The 17,557-nt window shown below is 61.1% G+C and carries 20 protein-coding genes; 10 read left to right on the top strand and 10 right to left on the bottom strand.

Annotated features, from left to right (window positions below; genetic code table 11):
• Positions 1-49: 49 nt before the first annotated feature.
• Entirely contained in the window at positions 50-694 is a 645-nt protein-coding gene (locus tag ACOH1Z_RS09055) for a helix-turn-helix domain-containing protein (protein WP_449648110.1), read from the bottom strand.
• Positions 695-1,513: 819 nt separating this feature from the next.
• On the opposite strand from ACOH1Z_RS09055, the gene ACOH1Z_RS09060 reads away from it, so the two are divergent.
• Positions 1,514-3,262 carry an alpha/beta fold hydrolase gene (locus tag ACOH1Z_RS09060; RefSeq protein WP_449648111.1) on the top strand — a complete coding sequence of 583 codons (1,749 nt, stop codon included), beginning with the start codon at positions 1,514-1,516 and terminating at the stop codon, positions 3,260-3,262.
• Between the two features lie 140 nt (positions 3,263-3,402).
• Positions 3,403-3,621 (top strand): hypothetical protein, encoded by a 219-nt coding sequence (locus ACOH1Z_RS09065; protein ID WP_449648112.1) that lies wholly within the window; start codon positions 3,403-3,405, stop codon positions 3,619-3,621.
• A 1,570-nt stretch (positions 3,622-5,191) separates the two neighbouring features.
• On the opposite strand, the gene ACOH1Z_RS09070 is transcribed toward ACOH1Z_RS09065, so the two are convergent.
• Positions 5,192-5,947 carry an SDR family oxidoreductase gene (locus ACOH1Z_RS09070; RefSeq protein WP_449648113.1) on the bottom strand — a complete coding sequence of 252 codons (756 nt, stop codon included), beginning with the start codon at positions 5,945-5,947 and terminating at the stop codon, positions 5,192-5,194.
• A gap of 65 nt (positions 5,948-6,012) precedes the next feature.
• Positions 6,013-6,672, bottom strand: coding sequence for a hypothetical protein (locus ACOH1Z_RS09075; RefSeq protein ID WP_449648114.1), 660 nt, complete (start codon positions 6,670-6,672; stop codon positions 6,013-6,015).
• 111 nt (positions 6,673-6,783) lie between these two features.
• Here ACOH1Z_RS09075 and ACOH1Z_RS09080 point away from each other — a divergent pair, with 111 nt between their 5' ends.
• Positions 6,784-7,029: a hypothetical protein gene (locus tag ACOH1Z_RS09080; protein ID WP_449648115.1), complete on the top strand. Its 246-nt coding sequence runs from the start codon at positions 6,784-6,786 to the stop codon at positions 7,027-7,029.
• Here the strand turns inward: ACOH1Z_RS09080 and ACOH1Z_RS09085 are convergent.
• Positions 6,998-7,144 (bottom strand): hypothetical protein, encoded by a 147-nt coding sequence (locus ACOH1Z_RS09085; RefSeq protein ID WP_449648116.1) that lies wholly within the window; start codon positions 7,142-7,144, stop codon positions 6,998-7,000. The genes ACOH1Z_RS09080 and ACOH1Z_RS09085 overlap by 32 nt on opposite strands.
• Positions 7,145-7,178: 34 nt before the next feature.
• On the opposite strand from ACOH1Z_RS09085, the gene ACOH1Z_RS09090 reads away from it, so the two are divergent.
• Positions 7,179-8,165 (top strand): sensor histidine kinase, encoded by a 987-nt coding sequence (locus ACOH1Z_RS09090; RefSeq protein WP_449648117.1) that lies wholly within the window; start codon positions 7,179-7,181, stop codon positions 8,163-8,165.
• Entirely contained in the window at positions 8,162-8,779 is a 618-nt protein-coding gene (locus tag ACOH1Z_RS09095; RefSeq protein ID WP_449648118.1) for a response regulator transcription factor, read from the top strand. Before ACOH1Z_RS09090 ends, ACOH1Z_RS09095 begins: the two co-directional genes overlap by 4 nt.
• Positions 8,780-8,984: 205 nt before the next feature.
• Here the strand turns inward: ACOH1Z_RS09095 and ACOH1Z_RS09100 are convergent, their stop codons facing one another.
• Positions 8,985-9,965 (bottom strand): alpha/beta hydrolase family protein, encoded by a 981-nt coding sequence (locus ACOH1Z_RS09100; RefSeq protein WP_449648119.1) that lies wholly within the window; start codon positions 9,963-9,965, stop codon positions 8,985-8,987.
• Positions 9,966-10,031: 66 nt separating this feature from the next.
• Positions 10,032-10,565: a helix-turn-helix domain-containing protein gene (locus ACOH1Z_RS09105; protein ID WP_449648120.1), complete on the bottom strand. Its 534-nt coding sequence runs from the start codon at positions 10,563-10,565 to the stop codon at positions 10,032-10,034.
• Between the two features lie 59 nt (positions 10,566-10,624).
• Here ACOH1Z_RS09105 and ACOH1Z_RS09110 point away from each other — a divergent pair, with 59 nt between their 5' ends.
• From ACOH1Z_RS09110 to ACOH1Z_RS09120, 3 genes are read left to right on the top strand one after another with little or no spacing between them, the layout of a single operon-like run.
• Positions 10,625-10,933 carry a PLD nuclease N-terminal domain-containing protein gene (locus ACOH1Z_RS09110; protein ID WP_449648121.1) on the top strand — a complete coding sequence of 103 codons (309 nt, stop codon included), beginning with the start codon at positions 10,625-10,627 and terminating at the stop codon, positions 10,931-10,933.
• Complete coding sequence (locus ACOH1Z_RS09115; RefSeq protein WP_449648122.1) at positions 10,930-11,856, top strand: ABC transporter ATP-binding protein; 927 nt, start codon at positions 10,930-10,932, stop codon at positions 11,854-11,856. The genes ACOH1Z_RS09110 and ACOH1Z_RS09115 overlap by 4 nt, the downstream gene beginning before the upstream one ends.
• A complete protein-coding gene (locus ACOH1Z_RS09120) occupies positions 11,853-12,617 on the top strand; it encodes an ABC transporter permease (RefSeq protein ID WP_449648123.1) in 765 nt (254 codons plus the stop codon). Before ACOH1Z_RS09115 ends, ACOH1Z_RS09120 begins: the two co-directional genes overlap by 4 nt.
• A 637-nt stretch (positions 12,618-13,254) precedes the next feature.
• On the opposite strand, the gene ACOH1Z_RS09125 is transcribed toward ACOH1Z_RS09120, so the two are convergent.
• Entirely contained in the window at positions 13,255-13,809 is a 555-nt protein-coding gene (locus ACOH1Z_RS09125; protein ID WP_449648124.1) for a TetR/AcrR family transcriptional regulator, read from the bottom strand.
• 98 nt (positions 13,810-13,907) lie between these two features.
• On the opposite strand from ACOH1Z_RS09125, the gene ACOH1Z_RS09130 reads away from it, so the two are divergent.
• The gene (locus tag ACOH1Z_RS09130) at positions 13,908-14,867 is read left to right on the top strand and encodes a quinone oxidoreductase family protein (protein ID WP_449648125.1); all 960 of its coding nucleotides are present in this window, start codon (positions 13,908-13,910) and stop codon (positions 14,865-14,867) included.
• A gap of 214 nt (positions 14,868-15,081) precedes the next feature.
• Here ACOH1Z_RS09130 and ACOH1Z_RS09135 read toward each other — a convergent pair whose 3' ends face one another.
• Positions 15,082-15,369, bottom strand: coding sequence for a hypothetical protein (locus tag ACOH1Z_RS09135; protein ID WP_449648126.1), 288 nt, complete (start codon positions 15,367-15,369; stop codon positions 15,082-15,084).
• Between the two features lie 64 nt (positions 15,370-15,433).
• Positions 15,434-16,183: a helix-turn-helix domain-containing protein gene (locus ACOH1Z_RS09140; protein WP_449648127.1), complete on the bottom strand. Its 750-nt coding sequence runs from the start codon at positions 16,181-16,183 to the stop codon at positions 15,434-15,436.
• 207 nt (positions 16,184-16,390) lie between these two features.
• On the opposite strand from ACOH1Z_RS09140, the gene ACOH1Z_RS09145 reads away from it, so the two are divergent.
• A complete protein-coding gene (locus ACOH1Z_RS09145; protein ID WP_449648128.1) occupies positions 16,391-16,948 on the top strand; it encodes a small multidrug efflux protein in 558 nt (185 codons plus the stop codon).
• A gap of 169 nt (positions 16,949-17,117) precedes the next feature.
• Here the strand turns inward: ACOH1Z_RS09145 and ACOH1Z_RS09150 are convergent, their stop codons facing one another.
• Positions 17,118-17,543 (bottom strand): CPBP family glutamic-type intramembrane protease, encoded by a 426-nt coding sequence (locus ACOH1Z_RS09150; protein ID WP_449648129.1) that lies wholly within the window; start codon positions 17,541-17,543, stop codon positions 17,118-17,120.
• Between the last annotated feature and the right edge of the window lie 14 nt (positions 17,544-17,557).

The raw sequence follows: 17,557 nt of genomic DNA on the forward strand, positions 1-17,557 counted from the left end.
GCTAATCAGGATGCTGTTCTGCGAGGTTGGTCCGAGCTGCTGCCGGAAGCTAACGTTGATCGACCAGGTGAGGCAGACTCCCGTGTGCGACCCCCTGCGTGTCAGGCTCGGGTGGGCCGAAGATCGTTGCGGTGTCGCGGAATGTGGTCAGCACTGCGGTGACGGTTACCGGGTGGTGCGCGGTGCAGCTGAGGGCGTAGCGGGAGTGGTCGTCTAGCCAGGTGAGGATCTCGATATCTGTGCTATCGGCGAGGCGCCAGTGGGTGAAGTCGGATTGCCAACACTGGTTGGGGAGTTCTGCTTGAAAGCGGATGTATGACGACTTTGGGCGTTTCTTTGGTTCCGGGGTGATGAGCCCGGCACGGTTCAGGGTGCGCCAGATCGTGGCGGGAGATACCGTCTGTTGGTAGTGCTGTTTCAGGTGCCAAGCGATGGTGTGTGGGCCGGCATCCATGCCGTGGTCGGTGAGTTTTCGGCGCAGTTCCAGGATGAGATCGATGCTGTTTGCCGGGATCGCGTGAGGGGTGTGGTGGGGGCGGCGCGAGTGAGGCTCGAACGCGGCTTCACCCTCGATTCGGTAGCGGGAAACAAGTTTGCTGACCCACCCCTTTGAGATCCCGTAGTCGCGGGCGACTTCGGCTTGGGTGCGGCCCTCGAGAACAACGGCAGTGATGACCAGACGAGCTATCGACATGGTCAACTGTGTCTCGACGAGAGTTTCCTATGTCCTGAGACAGGGGTTTCCTATGTCCTGAAACCACACACCTCCGCGCGCACCAAATAAAGCAGGTCTGACCAACACTTTCTCGTGGAGTGCGGTCGGGCCTGTTTTCGTTTGCCCACACTTCGAAAAGTTTCGGGTCGGATTTTGGCAGAAATGCAGCCTTTGCGACTCGTCCCGGCCCAGTGTTTGCCAGAGATTTGGTCCTCCTCACGAGATTGACCTATTGACCTCTGATTGAGGGGCTAGGACATGGCGGTTCTCGATGTCCTCATGCGTCACCTGCGCGTGCAGCAGACCCATTCGTTATTGCGCAGTCACTGCCCCGAGCGATCGGCCCGCTACGAACCGCCGTGGAGATACTGACATGACCCCGGAGCAAACCTTCACTGCGCTGCAACGCATCGCCCGAAAACAACGCCGCGCTGTGCAAGAGCTTCTCACCTTTTACGTACTCGAGCGGTTTTTGGCGAGATTGGGGGAGTCCCTGATGGGTCGATCGGACGGTTAGCGCTTCTGATTCTCGTGAACCTCGACCCTACCTACCTTACCTCAACCGCTGAGCCTCACCCCCCACCGAATGTCGGAAGAGCCGGAATGCCCGTCTACCTGCGGCAGCGGAGTACCGCCGGGTCCGGCCGTCGGACGAAGGCTCGATCGCAGACCCTTTCGCCGAGCCCCTTGACCCGGTTCCCTGAACACAGCGTGGACTAGCTTAATTGGTTCTCTGGAGAAGGGGCCAAGAGGAAGCGAGCAGTGGAAATTCCACTGAGCTCGAAGAAGGAGTCACTCATGTCATCCCTGGGATCACCCGACGATAGCCGCAGGTCTCCGAGCGTCTCGCATGCCTACAAATGGATTATCGCGATTGTCGCGGCTATTGCCGCTCTCGGGATTACTTACAGTCTGACCTCCCAAGCAGGTTGGTGGCAGACGTCCAAGTCACCCGGAATCGCAGAGTCCGCGGGCACGTTGGCCGATCAGAAGATCTCCTGGGAGCCATGCAAGTTCCCCGACGGCCCGCCCGCCGAAGGCGTCGACACATCGAATGTGGAATGCGCAACGATCCAGGTGCCGAAGGACTGGCTGAACCCTGATATCGCTGACAGCTGGGACGTTCGAATTTCGCAGGCGAAGAACATCGAGCCATCGGATGCCGACTACAACACGACCTTGATGGTGCACCCTGGAGGACCGTCCTCGGGATTGTCGTTCGCAGCAACTACCCAAGCATCCACGCCGGAGTTGCGCAGCACGACGAACTACGTCAGCTTCGATCAGCGCGGCGTCGGCCAGTCCAGTCACGCGGAGTGCGAGTACGAGTACGACCCGACCGCCGACATCGCCAGTCAGACTCAGGCGATCGGTTACGCCTGTTCTCAGGATCCGGACGTCGCGACGATCTCCACCGAGCAGGCCGCTTACGACATGGAGTTCATTCGCCATCTGCTGGGCGTCGACACTGTCAGCTACCTCGGGTATTCCTATGGCACTTGGCTGGGAGCGTGGTACGGAAATCTCTTCCCCGAATCGATCGATCGCATGGTTCTTGACTCCGCGCTCAACGTACAGGCGCCTTATCAGGATGTCTTCGAGTCGCAAAACGTCGGCAGGGATCGGCAGTTTCGATTGCACATGATGAACTGGGTAGCACGCAACGACGCCACCTACGGACTCGGGACCGATCCGGAGGCGATCTGGGAACGCTACTTCACCGCAACGGAAGCGCCACACATGGAGGAAGCGGCCGGCCTTGTATGGACGTCGACCAGCATCGTCACCGCGTTCTCGAAGCCCGTTGCCTACCCTGCGATGGGAGAACTGGTCTCGAAGGTCATCGCGGAGGGGGAGTCGCCGACGGACCCCGCATCGAGCGATCCCGTGCAGACCGCTACTCGAATCGTGGACCGAATGGGTCCAGCTGTTCCGGACCCGCTCCGGCAAGCCGCTTACACCAGCCTTGAGGCGATGGCTGAGTCGGAGGCGGGGGAGGCCGCCGCGGCACCCGCGACCTACGACGCGATCATTGACTTCACCCGGTGCACCGACGGTCGGTGGACTCAGGGACTTGACTACTGGGAGGACTATAACGAACGCACCGCAGAGACCTCCCCCATCTCTGCGCAACTCGGGCAGCTCGATGGTCCGCCGACCTGTGCGTTCTGGCCTTCCACCTCTGAGATGCCGGCCGCTAACGATGGATTTCCTGAGACGATCGTGGTGCAGAGTGAGCTCGATGCTCTCTCTCCGTTCGAGCAAGGCCGAGCGTCGGGTTCTGGCTTGCCTAACACGACGCTCATCGCCGTCGATAACGAAAGCATCCATGGTGTTTTCCCTTACGGCACCGAACAGGTCGACCGCCCCGTCTTGGACTTCCTCGCCGGAGGACCACGGCCTGAGAAGACGATCATCGCGAATGCGAAACCTCTCCCGCTTGAGGAGACGTCATTCGAGGCGTGGGGACCGATCGGCGACGACGCTGACCATCGCGACGCTGAACCTCGGTTCACTGACCCGGCGGCACCAGCAGCGCAACACTGAACCTGAGCAGCCACTCACTCGGCCGACGATGCTTTGCGCGGCTGGCATAGCGTTTAGGGGGTGTCCGCCGCCGGTATTGAGCCCATCCTCGGAAAGTGATGGCGTGGTTTCTGAATACGCGCACCCGTTGATTGTTCGAAATGAAGAGGACGCTATGGCCTGGAGCACGAGCCGATATCGCCATCATCCTGCGCGACGAAGCCCCTGCCGATGCGCCGTCCGGTTTTGAATCCGTCGCGATCTTCCTGTCAGAGGCGGACAGCTCGATACTCCACATCTCAGGCCAGCTCTACGACACCCAGGCAATGGCTGACCTGCGCAGCATGGTGGAAGCAGGAGTGAGCACCGATGACGTGTAAAGAGAGATCGATGCGCTTTCCTCCGATGCCGACGACGCGACCCGGCGTCGGCTCGCCAGCCTGCTTGCTCCGACCCTCGCCAAAAGCCTCATCCAGTACCTCTGGCTGCTGAACCCGAGCGAACATCTCTCAAAGAGTGAACGAGTCTCTCGCAAGGCGATTGCCGAGGCGGTGGTAGAGCTGTATAATCCCGCTCAAATCGATGTCCTCGGACGCGCCAGTCTGCTTGCGCAGGAGTTGCTGCAACACATGACGGAGACCAACGGTGGCACCAATGAGCCAATCGATTCGGCGTGAATTGACACTGCTCTGGGAACAGCATCCCTAGTGAGATGCGAAGCGAGATGACTCGACATCCGCAAAGAAGAAATATCCATGAACCCCATCCAGGACCTCATCAACAACCTTCAAAATCTCATGACCCAGGTGCCCGAATTAATCCGGCCTCTCATCGCGGGGATCGCCGCCGCCACGGGAAACTTGATCGCCGTTCTTATCGTGGTCCTCGTTTGCTCTCGCGCCCGAGTCGCGGTGGTGAGCTGCCGGGCGGATAGACGAGAGCCGGTGGTTGCCGGGGACTTCGCGACCGGTGCGCTCTCTCCCGTGGGCAGGGGGACGAGCAGGCCGCGGGCCTGGAACCAGCCACAACCGATTTGAACGGCCGTCAGCGTTCTTAGAAGTGGCTCGTCCGATTTGGTGTTCTCGGCGCGAGCATTCTCGGTCCGATCGCGCTCGCGATCCCGATCCACTTCACTGCCGCCATGCTCATCGCGTCCGGCACACCGCGTTCCTGGGTCCTGCTCTGGCAGGGCGTGGCAATCGTACTGTGGACCACCGTCACCACGACCCTGATCTGGGTGCACTCAACGCCGTGTTTATAGCCTGCGCGTCGATCCAAGACCCACACGAGAGAGCGACTCTCGATGAACATAAAACCCGGAGGCTCCCTCCCATCGGCAAGCGGAAGCGCATCCAATGGAGGACGGGTCGAGCGAATGAACGCTGGCGGGGGACCTGTTGCTCCTGCTGCTCTAGCCCGATTCAGGCACGATCGCCGGCGAGAACACTCTCTTTTGTGTGCTCGCCGGAGCTGTGCTCGCGGATCTGGCGATCGAGGACCGCATGACGAACTCCACCACCCGGCTCGGAGTGACCAGCATCCAAGCCATTGATGGGCGGGCGCCAACAGATGAGATCCTGCGAACAGCATGGGATTACGTCTCGGACAAGGCTTGCGCGGGTAGGTGCTGGGACGTGCCATCAGACAGAGCCTTCGAGTAAATATCACAACTTCGAGAAGAAAGAACCTAGATACAATGTCTAACTTCCGGGGACCACCCCACCCCTAAGCCAGTGCGTCCCCAAGGGCACCAACCTCAACGCCCACAGTCCAGAACGCTTCCTCGAGGTCGCCACCGAACTCAACCTACAACCCCGGAAAACCCCCGCCGCCGCCATCGAGAAGCTACTCTCGAACCCACCAGAACCAACTGTTGCGACGACCGCCTGAGACCGCCTTTCGGTTACGAGACAGATCGGCGGGCAGTGTCCGCGACGACAACAACGTCACTCATGCGAGTCCGCCGTTAACAAAGATGACTTGGCCGTTGATCCAGCGCGCAGGCCCAGCAAGAAAGGCGACGGTTTCGGCAATGTCGTCCGGCTGGCCGAGCCGTTCCAGCGGGACCATCTGAGAAAGAGCTTCGACCGCTGCTTCGTCTTTACCGCTGAGAAATAGCGCGGTCGCGGTGGGCCCAGGAGCAACCGTATTGACGGTGATGTCTTTGCCTCGCAGCTCGCGCGCCAGGATCAGGGTGACACTTTCCACGGCGGCCTTACTCGCCACGTATGCGCCGTAGTTCGGGAACTCGGTGCGGGTGACTGATGTGGAGAAGTTGATAATCGCCCCTCCCGAACGCAACCGGCGTGCCGCTTGCTGGGAGACAACGAATGTACCGCGAATGTTGGTGCGGTGCATTGTGTCGAGATCGTCGAGGTTCATGGTCGCGAGGGGGGAGAGAATCATAATTCCGGCTGTGTTCACGAGGACATCGATCCCACCAAATTCTGCTTCGACGGTGTCGAATGCGGCCGCCATGGCATACTCGTCTGCCACATCTCCACCGACGGCGATAGCCCGACCACCCGCATTGACGATTGTCTCGACCGTTTCATCTGCTCTGTTCCTATTATCCGAGTAGTGCACGCCCACGACTTGGCCATCCCGGCCGAGCCGTTCGGCGATCGCCCGGCCAATGCCTCCAGAGCCTCCTACAACGAGGGCGACCCGGGTGGCCGTGCTGGCGGTTGTTTCGATGGTACTCATGCGCTTTTCCTTTGTTCTCTGATTACGGCACTCGTTCCCGGTTGCGGTGAAACGGCATAGGGGAGCTAGAGCAGTAGTTGTTGGAGCGGGTAGACGAAGTACCGAATCGAGTACGCCTCCCACACCGCACCGATGATGAGCAGAACTAACGCGGGGAGCGCCAGAAGACCGATCTGCTTCAAGCCCTGAAGGTAGCCCTTGCGACGGTTCTGTGCTCCGACGCTGCGTGGGAACAGCCAGCTTCTGCCGATGAGGTAGGCGCCGAGGGCAAAGAGCACGTAGGCCTGGAGTTCGATGACGAAGGTCAGAGAATGAGGAATAAGCGACACCCATCCCTCGGGGGTGGCCGGTGCGAGTGTGATGCCTATCTGGACTGCCCAGTGCGCGAAGAGCGCGAGTCCAGCGAATGGCACGATGAGCGATGGCAGCACGATGGTCAGCAGGCTGAGCTGGAAGACGTTGACGCCAAGGATTATCAGTGCGAATAGCGGCGGGGTGTTGAGCAGCTGACCCACGAGCTCGGCTGTCCCGTCGTCTTCCAAGGACGTGGCTTTTGCCGCACTGAGCTCAGGAAATGCGAGTCCGATCAAGAAACCGATGACTGCCAAACCGTAAGTGGCAAGGTTGATGATGAGGTAGGCACGTTTGTTTTCGTGGATGATTGTGAAGGGGCGCCGCCAGAGCGGTGAACGTGCAGGGGCCTTGGTGGTGGGTAGTGATGTCATGTAACCCATCACATCCCAGGTTTCGACGCGCCTGCAGTGGCGAGGTGTCATCAAAATGATGTGACACGGCGTCACTACCGTCGAAACCACGCGGGCGGGATCGTGGAGTTCATGAAAATCTTCGATCTTGCCCTGAGCGCGATCATTGTCCTCGGCGCGACCGTCTTCCTTGCCTACGTCGGCTACTTCTACTTCGACTTTGGTCTCTTTATGACGCTCCCGGCGAATATCGTGGAAGGATTCATTCAGAACTTGGCGTTGCAATATGTCGCTCTTGTGCTCGGCATCGCGGCGATGATCGCAAAACGGCCCGTCGGTCGCGCGATCAAGCAGCAGGAAGCTGAGAATCGGAGCTGACCATCAACGACCACGCGAGCGACGAGGCACCGAGCATCACACGGATGCGTCGGGTGGCGATGGTCACCGCTGTAGTAGCGATTGCTCCTTTGAGCATTGTAGGTATCGTGCTCACTGCAACATCCTGGTCGGACGCTCTACTCGTCGCTTTGGGATTCCTCGTCACCCTTGCTCTGCTGCGCAAGTGGAGCTTGGATGGGTACCCGCGCCAGGCGATCCTCGCGCTCATGTTCACCACAGCGGCGTGGATCGTTGGTGCACTGACGGCTTCGAGCCCGATCGGTTTCGTACCGATGGCGCTTATCGGCGCGCTGCTGCTCGCGCGGACACGAAGATGGCGGTTATGGATCTGCGCGTTCGCGTTGGCGGTCACGGCGATCGGGGCGAGCTCATTTCTTTTCCACCCCGCGAGTTGGGTGCTTGCCGCCCAGTACCTTGCGCTTCCAGCTGTCGGAACGCTCTTTATCGTCGCGGTGATCCTGCTCAGTGAACAGGCTTGGCAGGTGGTGCGGCGGCTCGAACGCGCCCAGGAAACAGAGGCGGAGCTTGCGGTTACGCGCGAGCGGATACGCTTCGCTGGGGACCTTCACGACATTCAGGGACATTCGCTTCATGTCATCAAGCTGAAAGCCGCCTTGGGCGGACGCGTGGTGCACAGCGACCCCGACCGAGCCGATGTGGAATTCAGCGAGATCCGCCGTCTTGTCAACGAGACCATCGCGGAAACGAGAGCGCTGACATATGCGCGCTATGAGCTAAATCTGGTGGCTGAGCTCGAGAACACCAAGAGGCTCGTCGAGGCGGCCGGCGTGGTTGTCGAGGTGACATTCGACAACGCGAGCGGGAGTGCCGCGCATCCCCTGTTGGCACAGGTCCTGCGGGAAGCCACCACTAACCTGCTTCGCCATGCGCGTCCGACCTTCGTCACTATCACCGCCTCGCCAAAGTCCGTGGTGGTCACCAACGACGGCGCTGTCGATACGGGCGACTCCACGCTGAGGGGAATTGCTCGCCTGCGGGATCGGGTGGAGGGTGCGGGCGGCGCGTTGTGCGTCGAACGATCGTCAGGTAAGTTTGTCGTTTCTGCTCGGATCGATCCCGAAAGCAGAACTACGGGGACCGGAGACGGGCGATGACGGCGGCGGATCCGATCAGGATCATTCTGGCCGATGACGAGCTACTGCTGCGGACGGCACTTTCGGCGGTCCTCACACTCGACGGGACCATCAACGTCGTGGCGCAAGCTGAGAACGGCCGCGAGGCGGTGACCGCGACGCTTCAGCACCGTCCAGACGTACTCGTCATCGACCTCGAGATGCCTGAGATTGACGGCTTGGAGGCAGTCGCGTTGATTCTGTCCAAGAATCCCGGGCAACGCGTGCTGATGCTCACCCGGCATGCCCGACAGGGCGTTCTCCGGCGAGCGCTCAAGCTCGGGGTGTTGGGTTTCATGAGCAAGAGCTCTGACCCGGAGGAGATCGCCGAGGTGATCCGCAAAGTCAACGACGGCGACCGCTGGATCGCGCACGATGTTCTCGAGGCTTCGGTCGTCGACGACTCACCCCTGACAGAGCGCGAAGCCGATGTCCTGCGGGAGACACGCGAGGGGTACTCGGTCAAGGAAATCGCTCGGCGATTGCATCTCGCATCTGGCACCGTTCGAAATTACCTCTCGGGCGCCACGCAGAAGACCGCGACGACGACCCGGCACGACGCGGCGAGGGCAGCCCGCGATCGCGGTTGGTTGTGACTTATCGTTCTGAGTTGAATCAACACAGACCCTTGCAGCTTTATCGGAGGCGGCGTTAGAGATCGACTCGACGACGCTCGCGAACGATGCGTTCGCAACGTTCATCGAAGCTACGTACTATCGCACTGGGATCCCTGACCAGGGTAGCTCAGCGCAAAGTGTGCATTTCGTGATGCACACTCCGTTCAGGATGCGCTTCGATCGGTCACGCGGACACACCATTGATTGCCAGCCAGCTGAGTATCGTTTCCACACTCTCGGGGTCGAGACGCGTACCCGGCTCGTTGTATCCGCTGCCTGGCGACGCGGCGATTTCAGTCTGAGAGCGTCGATCCTCTTTGAACACGTGATTCGCGTTGGCTGGGAAGCCGACGGTGATATTGGTCATCCCCGCGGCAGCCTCTTCGAGTGGGATGCCATCGGCGTGCATGTCTACCTGAAGGTCTTTCGCGCCAATCAGTATCAGCGCGGGGATCTGCACCTTCGCGAGCGAATCACTTGCGGATTCGATCCACAACTCGCGGGCGAACGGGAGATTCGCTGGTGCCTCGAAGCCCGCAAGCACCATCTTCACGCTGTCAGGCAGGCTCGGGTCAGGATTCATCTGCTGCCCGGAAGAGTATCGCGCAGCGGCCTCGCGCACCTTAGACATCAGTTCGGGGTCATCGAAAATCTGGGCCTGGAGCGCCAACTGCGAGATCAGCACTGTCTGTATCGGCCGGCCAGGGGGCGCGGCGAGGATGATTCCCGCGAAGGGGACGTCTTGGGCAGTTGTGGCGTAGTGCAGCACGTGAAGGGTTCCTTCACTGTGGCCGAGCCCCACAATTCTCGTGGAGTCCACGAAGTCCTGCCGAGAGAGCTCCGTGACGGCCGCGATCAGCTCATTCAGTTGCGACTTCATGCTCATCTTCCCGATGAGCTTTCCGGAGTTCTCTATCGCGTGCGGGCCGGACGCCCGCTTGTCGTAGCGAAGAGAGGCGATGCCCGCATCAGCAAACCTCTCTGCCAACAGCCGAGCGCTGCCATTGCTGCCGGGCAGCAATGGCGAACACCAATCGCGGTCGGTCGGACCGCTGCCAGCGACAAGCACCACTGCCGGGAATGGCCCCTCACCGTCAGGGCACACAACTGTGCCCTCCATTGCGATGTCGTCCAGCTTCCACGTCAGGTCAAAAGAGCGTGTCATGTATGCAATTCCATTCTTTCAGCTAACCCAAACCGCTGCCAAAACGATGAGGCGGGCGCAAGGGTCTTAGGGCTTATCCGGTGCGGGAAGGATCACACTCGCCACGATCCGTCGCTTGCGCCCCTTTACTGGTTCGTTTGTGAGCCTCGCTTGGAAGACCATCGCGAGGTCACGCGTGAACTCAAGGAACTCGGCGTCGGTCATCCACATCGCGTTGACGCGGTACCCGACGCCGTCGCGCACGAGGTCGGGCGTGCCTGCGGCGAGGTACCTGTCGAAGTTGGCGATCAGTCCCGCGGCGAACGCCAGGAACGCCTGGCCGTGCTGCTCAGGGGTCATCGCAGCGAGCTCCGCCGGCCCGATCGAGGCTTCGGCCTGAGCCAAGGTGTACGTGCGCTCGACGCTACCCCGGATGCGTCGCTCAGCAGCTACCCGCAGGATTCCCGCGTCGGCTAGGAGTGCGATGTGACGGTAGAGGCTTCCGGCAGGCACATCATCGAGTTCAGCCGCGAGCTGCGTGGTCGTGAGCGCTCGATCGCCCAAGAACGCCTGCACGATTCGCAAGCGCACCGGGTGCAAAAGGATTTCTGAACTCGCCATGTGATCAACCTTATCATCCATTCACATTTCTGCTAGCATTCACAATTATGAGAACAAACATGGATCTCTCCACTATCCCCCTCGTCGTCCTGATCGGGGTGAGCGCAGTGCTGCTCATCCAGATAGCCCTCGGTGTTGCCGCGCTCGTTGATCTGTATCGACGGCCGGCTGCGACGATCGCGACCGGCAACAAGTGGATCTGGGTGGTGGTCATCGTCATCTCCAGCTTCATCGGCCCGATCCTGTACTTCGCCATCGGTCGCAAGTCGGCGCAGGCTATCTATCAGCCGCCGACCGATAAGAAACGATCGAGCACCGATATCGCCGACGCCCTCTACGGCACCGCCGAGAAGCTGACGCTGCGATGAGCTCCGCTATTCGGACCGCCGCGCTGACGAAGTCCTACGGCCCCAAACTCGTCGTTGATGCCCTCGACCTCGACGTTGAGGAGGGTTCGATCTTCGGATTTCTCGGTCCGAACGGCGCCGGGAAGACCACGACCCTGCGGCTCGCCACTGGGCTCGCCCGGCCCACGAGTGGGTCGATCCGAATCCTCGGACAGGATGTCGGCGCGGTCGGCGCTGCCGTGCGTTCCGAGATCGGATTCCTCCCCGACGTGCCAGCCTTCTACGGCTGGATGACGGCACCCGAATTTCTGCGCTTCGCGGGCGGGCTGTTCGGCATGTCAGATGCCGCGCTACGCGAGCGCACAGACATGCTCCTTGACCTCGCAGGACTCACCGATGTGACCTCGAAGGTCGGCGGTTTTTCACGCGGCATGAAGCAACGCCTCGGCATCGCCCAGGCCCTCATCAACGCACCGCGGCTGCTGCTGCTCGATGAGCCCACCAGCGCCCTCGACCCGATGGGCCGCAAAGACGTGCTCGACATGATCATTTCGTTGCGCGGGCGCACCACCGTCTTCTTCTCCACACACATCCTCGGCGACGTCGAAAGAGTCTGCGACACGGTCGCCATTCTCGACCGCGGACGAATGGTCACACAGGCCCCGATTCACCAATTAAAGGCACGATATGGCAAAGACAAGGTGGTGGTCGAGGTGACCGAGAATGCCGATTCCCTCGCGAGGGAGTTCAGCGAGCACCCATGGGCAGCAACGACGAAACGAGGAGACGACGGCCAGATTGAGATCACGGTAACCGATCTCCGCGCCGCTCAACACGACATCCCGGCTATCGTCGCGGCCCGTGGCAGCGGGCTCGCACGACTGGAGGCCGGAGAGGTCGGCCTCGAAGAGGTCTTCGTCGACCTGGTGGGAGGACACAAGTGAACGCCACCCTCGTCTTCGCGCGTAAAGAGGCACTCGAGATCGTCCGCACCTGGCGGATCTTGGTATTGCCGGCGATTATCCTTTTCTTTGCCGTCTCCGCGCCGCTGCTCGCCCGCTTCACCCCCGAGATCGTCGGGGCCGTGGGCGGCGCCCAGCTCGGCGCGATTACCCTTCCCGACGCAACCTATCTCGACGCCTACGCGCAATGGATCAAAAGCCTCGGCCAGATTTTTCTCTTCGCCCTGATCATCATCTACGGTGGCATCGTTTCGTCTGAGACCTCGAGCGGAACTGCAATCTTGGTGCTCACCAAACCGATGTCACGCGGCGCATTCGTCGCGGTGAAGGCCGCAATCCACTCCGTCTTCCTCGCCGCGCTGGTCGTCATCGGAACTCTGTTGACCTGGGGCATCACGGCCGCAGTCTTCGGCCAGGCACCCCTGGAACCGTTGTGGTCGGGAACTCTGGTTTGGCTCGTGCTTGGCGTCTTTTACATCACGCTGATGACCTTCTTGTCAGTCCTGATCCCCTCGGCGGCAGGCGCTGCCGGGGCAGGCATCGGAGCCTTCGTGCTGCTCACCATGGGTGCCCTCTGGAGACCTCTGGCCGACTACTCACCCGCAGGGCTGGCCGGTCAAGCGGCGGCACTCGCCGCCAAGCAGCCGGTACCAGACCTCCTGTGGCCCGTGCTGGTGTCGCTCGCGGCTGCCGTTGCGTTGGTAGTCGCGGCCGCCGTGCTGTTCAGGCGCAAGGAACTCTAACCGCCCGTTTGTCCATCAGTCGCTTGACGCTGTGTCGAATACAGGGCAATTCATTGCGTAGTCAGGCTGATTGCGAGAAGCCATCGCTCCAGCGCGAGCAGGCGTCCACCAGCTTGCCAGCGCCCCATTCCGCAAACGCGCGACCACATCAGCTCGTACTAGAGCCTCACAAGAAGGAGAACCATGACCGACGCTTACCCCCCAAGACCCATCGACCCCGCAGCGATCTTCCTACCACCCACACAGAGCATCGATATCGCCTCATTCGAAAAGGACCCAGGACATTGACGAATCTCACCTTTGATAGAAACGGAGTCGATCAGATCGCTCCCCCCGCAGCCGATGGATGAACCCGTGCCCCCTCCGCAACCGACCCCGCCCTGGCGGCCGCTGCGGTGCAGGATCTTCTCCAGCCGTGATCACGCAAGCGGGTTCGAGCGGGGTTGAGCACGAGCGGGACATCCACCGTGGGTGGGGCCTGCTTCGGGTCCAAATCAGCAGACTGGCTGAGAGACAATCAACGAGGAAGCTAACCAGGAAATCGCTACTGTCGTGGTGTTGAGCGGACGTCGACCGATCTCGGTGGGCGGGGGTTTGTGCCGGCATCTTGAGACGGCTGGGACGCGCGCGGACGATATCAATGAGTGGCGAAGGAGCGCGCGAAGTGATGGACAAGCCGACGGGCTCGCGCCTCAGGGTCGGCTGTCGTGAGTCCAGCAGTTCCGGCGTTGGCCTCGATCAGTAACACGACGTCATCCCAACTCACGTCCGCTGATGCTTTTCCGTCTTGTTGTGCCCGACCGATAATGCGTTCCATCTGCGCACGGACCGCAGCCTTTTCGACGTCGAAGGAAGTTCCCTGCAAAAACGATCTGACGACAAGATCAGCGCAAGCGCCGTCGTGCACTTGTTGCACGCAAGTCTCCTCCAGCAGGATCAGGAGAGCGTGCCAAGCATCCTCTGCGTCGGCGGCCGCGTCTACCGCGCTCATCCACCATCTCAGTTGGCGGGCGAAGACCGCGTCCATTAGCGATTCTCTCGATGGAAACCGGCGGGAAAGAGTGGCGGCTCCCACGCCCGCGCGTCTAGCGATTTCCGCCATCGGCGTCTTGATGCCACTGATCGCGTACATCTGCTCAGCGGCGTCGACGATACGGTCGCGGTTGTCCCGCGCGTCAGCTCGCAAAGTCATGACCCCAGCCTATAGATCGGGAGGACCCCAAGCACTTCGTGGTAGCGTCGACTAAGTGGAAGATGCCTTCCACTTAACTTCCCCACTTAGGAGCCCCGATGCGCGCAGCACAGATTACCCGATTCGGCGACTGGGAAGCCATTCAGGTTGCCGACGTGCCCATCCCGGCGCCGCGAGCTGATGAAGTGCTCGTGCGAGTAGCCGCCTCTAGTGTCAACTCAGTCGACATCAAGCACCGTCAGGGTCGGCTCCGACTGCTCGCTGGTCGCCGCGTGCCCCAGGGGCTCGGAATTGATCTGGTCGGTAGTGTCGAAAGCGTCGGGGGAGCGGTGAAAGATTTCGCACCGGGCGAGCGGGTCTGGGGCATTCGAGCCGGCGCTTCAGGGATGCGAAACGCCGCGGGCCCGGCAGCTGACTACTGCGTCGTCGACGCACGCCATCTCGCCCGCGCTCCCGAATCGCTCGACAACGTGGATGCCGCAAGTCTGGTCACAGGTGCGTACACCGCATTGAGGGCACTGAAGGACGTCGCACGTCTCCAGCCGGGCGAGCGAGTCTTGGTGCGCGGAGGCACGGGCGGCGTCGGCAACGCGGTAGTCCAGGTCGCTGCCGCTCTCGGCGCTCGTGTCGCGGTACTTGCCTCGCCTTCAAGCGATAACCTCGCCAGCGTGCTTGGCGCAAGCGAGTTCTTTGACTACACCACCGCTACTCCGGCGTCGGTTGGGAAGGTGGACGTTCTCGTCGACACTGTCGGAACTGACTTACTCGGCTGGCGTCGAACGCTGGCACCCAACGGGCGCATGGTGAGCGTTGCTTTCGATTCACTTGCAGGCATCGCTGCAATTGGAATGTCCAGAATCTACGGTTCGGCACGCATCCGAATGTTTGCCGGCGAGCCACCTGCAGGTGCCCTCGCGACATTGACGCAGTTCGTGAACGAGCGCGGCATCCGTGGCTTGGTCCACAAAACGTACCCGCTCGAAAACCTCGCAGAGGCGCACCGCGCGTTCTCCGCCGGCGGCGTGCGCGGCAAGATAGTCGTCAGAATCGCTGAGTGATATCACCGGCTCGACAGGTAGCGTGTGCGCGCGATGCTACCGATGCTGACGACCGACCGGGACAGAAGGCTCGTCTCTCCAAGGTCGCGGGGAGTTCAATTAGCTGTAACTGATAGTGCATGAATAGGAGTTCCGGGCGCTTGATGGCAGATTGTTCCGTAATGTGTCGCGAGCCTTCAGCGCATACGACCACTGTCGATCAGGATTTGCTCACCTATTCGGGATCTTTTTGCAGAAGTAGTTCGCCCATACGCTTCAAGGTCCGCAGTTGCGCCGGGTTGTATATCTCAGCCAAGGCTTGGGCGACCGTGGATTCTGCGGACTGCTCGCCGTGCGGGGAGTGCGTCAGCGCATCAGACATGTTGGGGTGCCTCTCGCGCTGTGCGAGCACAACCGGCACCATTTTAGCGGCGAGTGAGTCGATAGCCGTGTCACTCGCATTTGCGGGGAAGCCCTCGAACTCGTCGTCGACGTCACTGCGCTCGGCGGCTGCTGGCATCACGACCCCGCGGTCTCGTTCCCCACGAGCGCGGCGGGGGCATCACGTGAAGTGCCGTCGGACTGGTCTAACGGTCCGAGACCGATTTACTGCTGTCAGCGGCCAGCGCGGTTGCGATCACGCTCGCGCGGACGAGAACATCCAGCTGCGACTCGTTGTATAACTCCACGGCGGTTTCGATGAGAGCCTCCTGCGAGACCCGCGAACCCTTCGGCAGATGCGCCGCCGGGTCGGCGAGCCACCGGTAGTCACTGATGTGTTGAGCGAGTTGAGGCGCGAGCTCCTCGGCGAGTTGTTGCCGGGTGGAATCGTCAGCGTCCGGAGGCAGCTCATCGAATTCAACGCCTGCATCTTGCGTCTCCAACTCGACCATCTTCTTCAGATCGGCCATCGCCGACGAGTCGTACAGCTGCGAGACGACGAGCATGAGGGAACGCTCCGGCTTGGACAGTCGGCTTGCGAGGTGCTCGAAGCCCGACGGCACATCGGTGGCTGTAGTCCCATCCAGGATCGCCCGGATCTCGGCGCGTGCACGCTTGAGCCGCTCGATGCCAGCGGTCAGGTTGGCGTCGACGGCCATCAGGGCCACTGCCGGTGATTCTTCGCCGACATCCATCGACCCGATCTGCGCGAGGGGTACATCGAGGTCGCGAAGTCGACGGATCTGGAGCAGCCTCACCAGATGGCGGGCTCCGTACTGTTTGTACCCGTTGGATGTTCGCTCGGGCTGTTCGAGCATCCCGGCCTGGTGGTAATGACGGACCGTGTTCACCGTGGTGCCGGCGAGTTCCGCCACCTCACGCGTGCTCCACGTCATCACAGACTCCGTTCTATCGTCAGCGGCCGGCAGCGTCAGCTGCGCTCGTCATCACCATTGAAGTCTATGTTCCCGCCACAGGGTCAAGAACTGTTTGTGTCTTCGATTTCCGTTTGACCATGTGGCGAGAACACGGTCTTTGCTAAAGCTATCTCGCGCGTCGGCCGAACGGCCGGAGCGTATCGGGATCTCTCAGGAAGGTTCAACATGGACACCCCCTACGAATGGCTTCGGAGCTTGATCGAGCAAGTTCCTGAAATCCTCCACCCCTTGATCGTCGCTCTTGCCGGCGCGATCCCCTACATCGAGGGCGAGGGCGCAGCCGCCTTCGGCATCATCGCCGGAATTAACCCTGTGGTCGCAGCGATCGCGGGCGCGACCGGCAACATCCTGTGCGTCTTCGGTGTGGTCTTCCTGGGGTCCCGGATCCGCGAACGAGTCGTAGCGCGGCGTGCGGCCAATCCCGTATTTGTCGCTGCCGGCGGGCCTGAGCTGCCCGCAGTCGCGCCCGAAGCGCACGACGCGAAGCAGACCGGACGCTCGAAGGGCCGGGCGCGGCTCCGTCGCTGGACGGTCCGGTTCGGAGTTCCCGGCGCGAGCATCCTCGCCCCTCTTGCCCTCCCTACAATGCTGACCGCGGCCTTTTTTGTCAGCACAGGCGTCTCCAAGGGGTGGGTTATACTGTGGCAGATCGTGGCAATCGTAGTGTGGACGAGCGTCATCGCGGTCGCAGCGTCTGGCGTCCTAGGACTCCTCGGCTGGTGAGCATTAGGCCGGAACGGTGCTCCGCTCAGCTGGAGAGGGACCCCACCCGGCTCACGCCGCTGCGCTTGTCCCGGCCAAGAACGATCACGATCACGATTACTGCGCCTGCTCAGATGAACGGCGCGGCCAATCCGGTTTAGGGCAGGCTGGGAGAGAAAGTTGAGAACACTCATAGGCCGTGCACGATCATCGCTGGCACCAGGCAACAGTTGAAGCGACTTGCCACGTAGTACACAGATCCCAAGCCAAACTGGATGAGAACCTGCAGGATTGCTAGCGCACCAATACCGAAGAACGTATTCGGCAGGTTCAGCAAGAAGAACAGGAGGGTGAAGATGAACCAGACACCCGTCTCTCCGAATTTCGAGCGCAGAGCGACGAGGCGCTGACCGCGCGCAATCACCTTTTCGTTGAACCCCGTGAGTACGCTGCCGACCACCGGGTAGAGCCACATCGGCGGAGTCGCCGTGGAGCTCTCACTGAAGACCATGTTGAGGCTGGCGACGACGGCTATCAGCGCTAGGAGCAGGAAGGTTGATTTCGGAAGACGCCGCTTCTCGAGAAGCGACGGCCGCCACCCTCCTAAAATGGACACGACCATCAGGATGA

It is taken from the genome of Rhodoglobus sp., from assembly GCF_053580035.1.

Excerpts from the sequence above, each read along its gene's own strand:
- ACOH1Z_RS09055 (WP_449648110.1), bottom strand. The coding sequence starts at position 694 with ATGTCGATAGCTCGTCTGGTCATCACTGCCGTTGTTCTCGAGGGCCGC.
- ACOH1Z_RS09060 (WP_449648111.1), top strand. The coding sequence starts at position 1,514 with ATGTCATCCCTGGGATCACCCGACGATAGCCGCAGGTCTCCGAGCGTC.
- ACOH1Z_RS09065 (WP_449648112.1), top strand. The coding sequence starts at position 3,403 with ATGAAGAGGACGCTATGGCCTGGAGCACGAGCCGATATCGCCATCATC.
- ACOH1Z_RS09070 (WP_449648113.1), bottom strand. The coding sequence starts at position 5,947 with ATGAGTACCATCGAAACAACCGCCAGCACGGCCACCCGGGTCGCCCTC.
- ACOH1Z_RS09075 (WP_449648114.1), bottom strand. The coding sequence starts at position 6,672 with ATGACATCACTACCCACCACCAAGGCCCCTGCACGTTCACCGCTCTGG.
- ACOH1Z_RS09080 (WP_449648115.1), top strand. The coding sequence starts at position 6,784 with ATGAAAATCTTCGATCTTGCCCTGAGCGCGATCATTGTCCTCGGCGCG.
- ACOH1Z_RS09095 (WP_449648118.1), top strand. The coding sequence starts at position 8,162 with ATGACGGCGGCGGATCCGATCAGGATCATTCTGGCCGATGACGAGCTA.
- ACOH1Z_RS09100 (WP_449648119.1), bottom strand. The coding sequence starts at position 9,965 with ATGACACGCTCTTTTGACCTGACGTGGAAGCTGGACGACATCGCAATG.
- ACOH1Z_RS09105 (WP_449648120.1), bottom strand. The coding sequence starts at position 10,565 with ATGGCGAGTTCAGAAATCCTTTTGCACCCGGTGCGCTTGCGAATCGTG.
- ACOH1Z_RS09110 (WP_449648121.1), top strand. The coding sequence starts at position 10,625 with ATGGATCTCTCCACTATCCCCCTCGTCGTCCTGATCGGGGTGAGCGCA.
- ACOH1Z_RS09115 (WP_449648122.1), top strand. The coding sequence starts at position 10,930 with ATGAGCTCCGCTATTCGGACCGCCGCGCTGACGAAGTCCTACGGCCCC.
- ACOH1Z_RS09125 (WP_449648124.1), bottom strand. The coding sequence starts at position 13,809 with ATGACTTTGCGAGCTGACGCGCGGGACAACCGCGACCGTATCGTCGAC.
- ACOH1Z_RS09130 (WP_449648125.1), top strand. The coding sequence starts at position 13,908 with ATGCGCGCAGCACAGATTACCCGATTCGGCGACTGGGAAGCCATTCAG.
- ACOH1Z_RS09140 (WP_449648127.1), bottom strand. The coding sequence starts at position 16,183 with ATGACGTGGAGCACGCGTGAGGTGGCGGAACTCGCCGGCACCACGGTG.
- ACOH1Z_RS09145 (WP_449648128.1), top strand. The coding sequence starts at position 16,391 with ATGGACACCCCCTACGAATGGCTTCGGAGCTTGATCGAGCAAGTTCCT.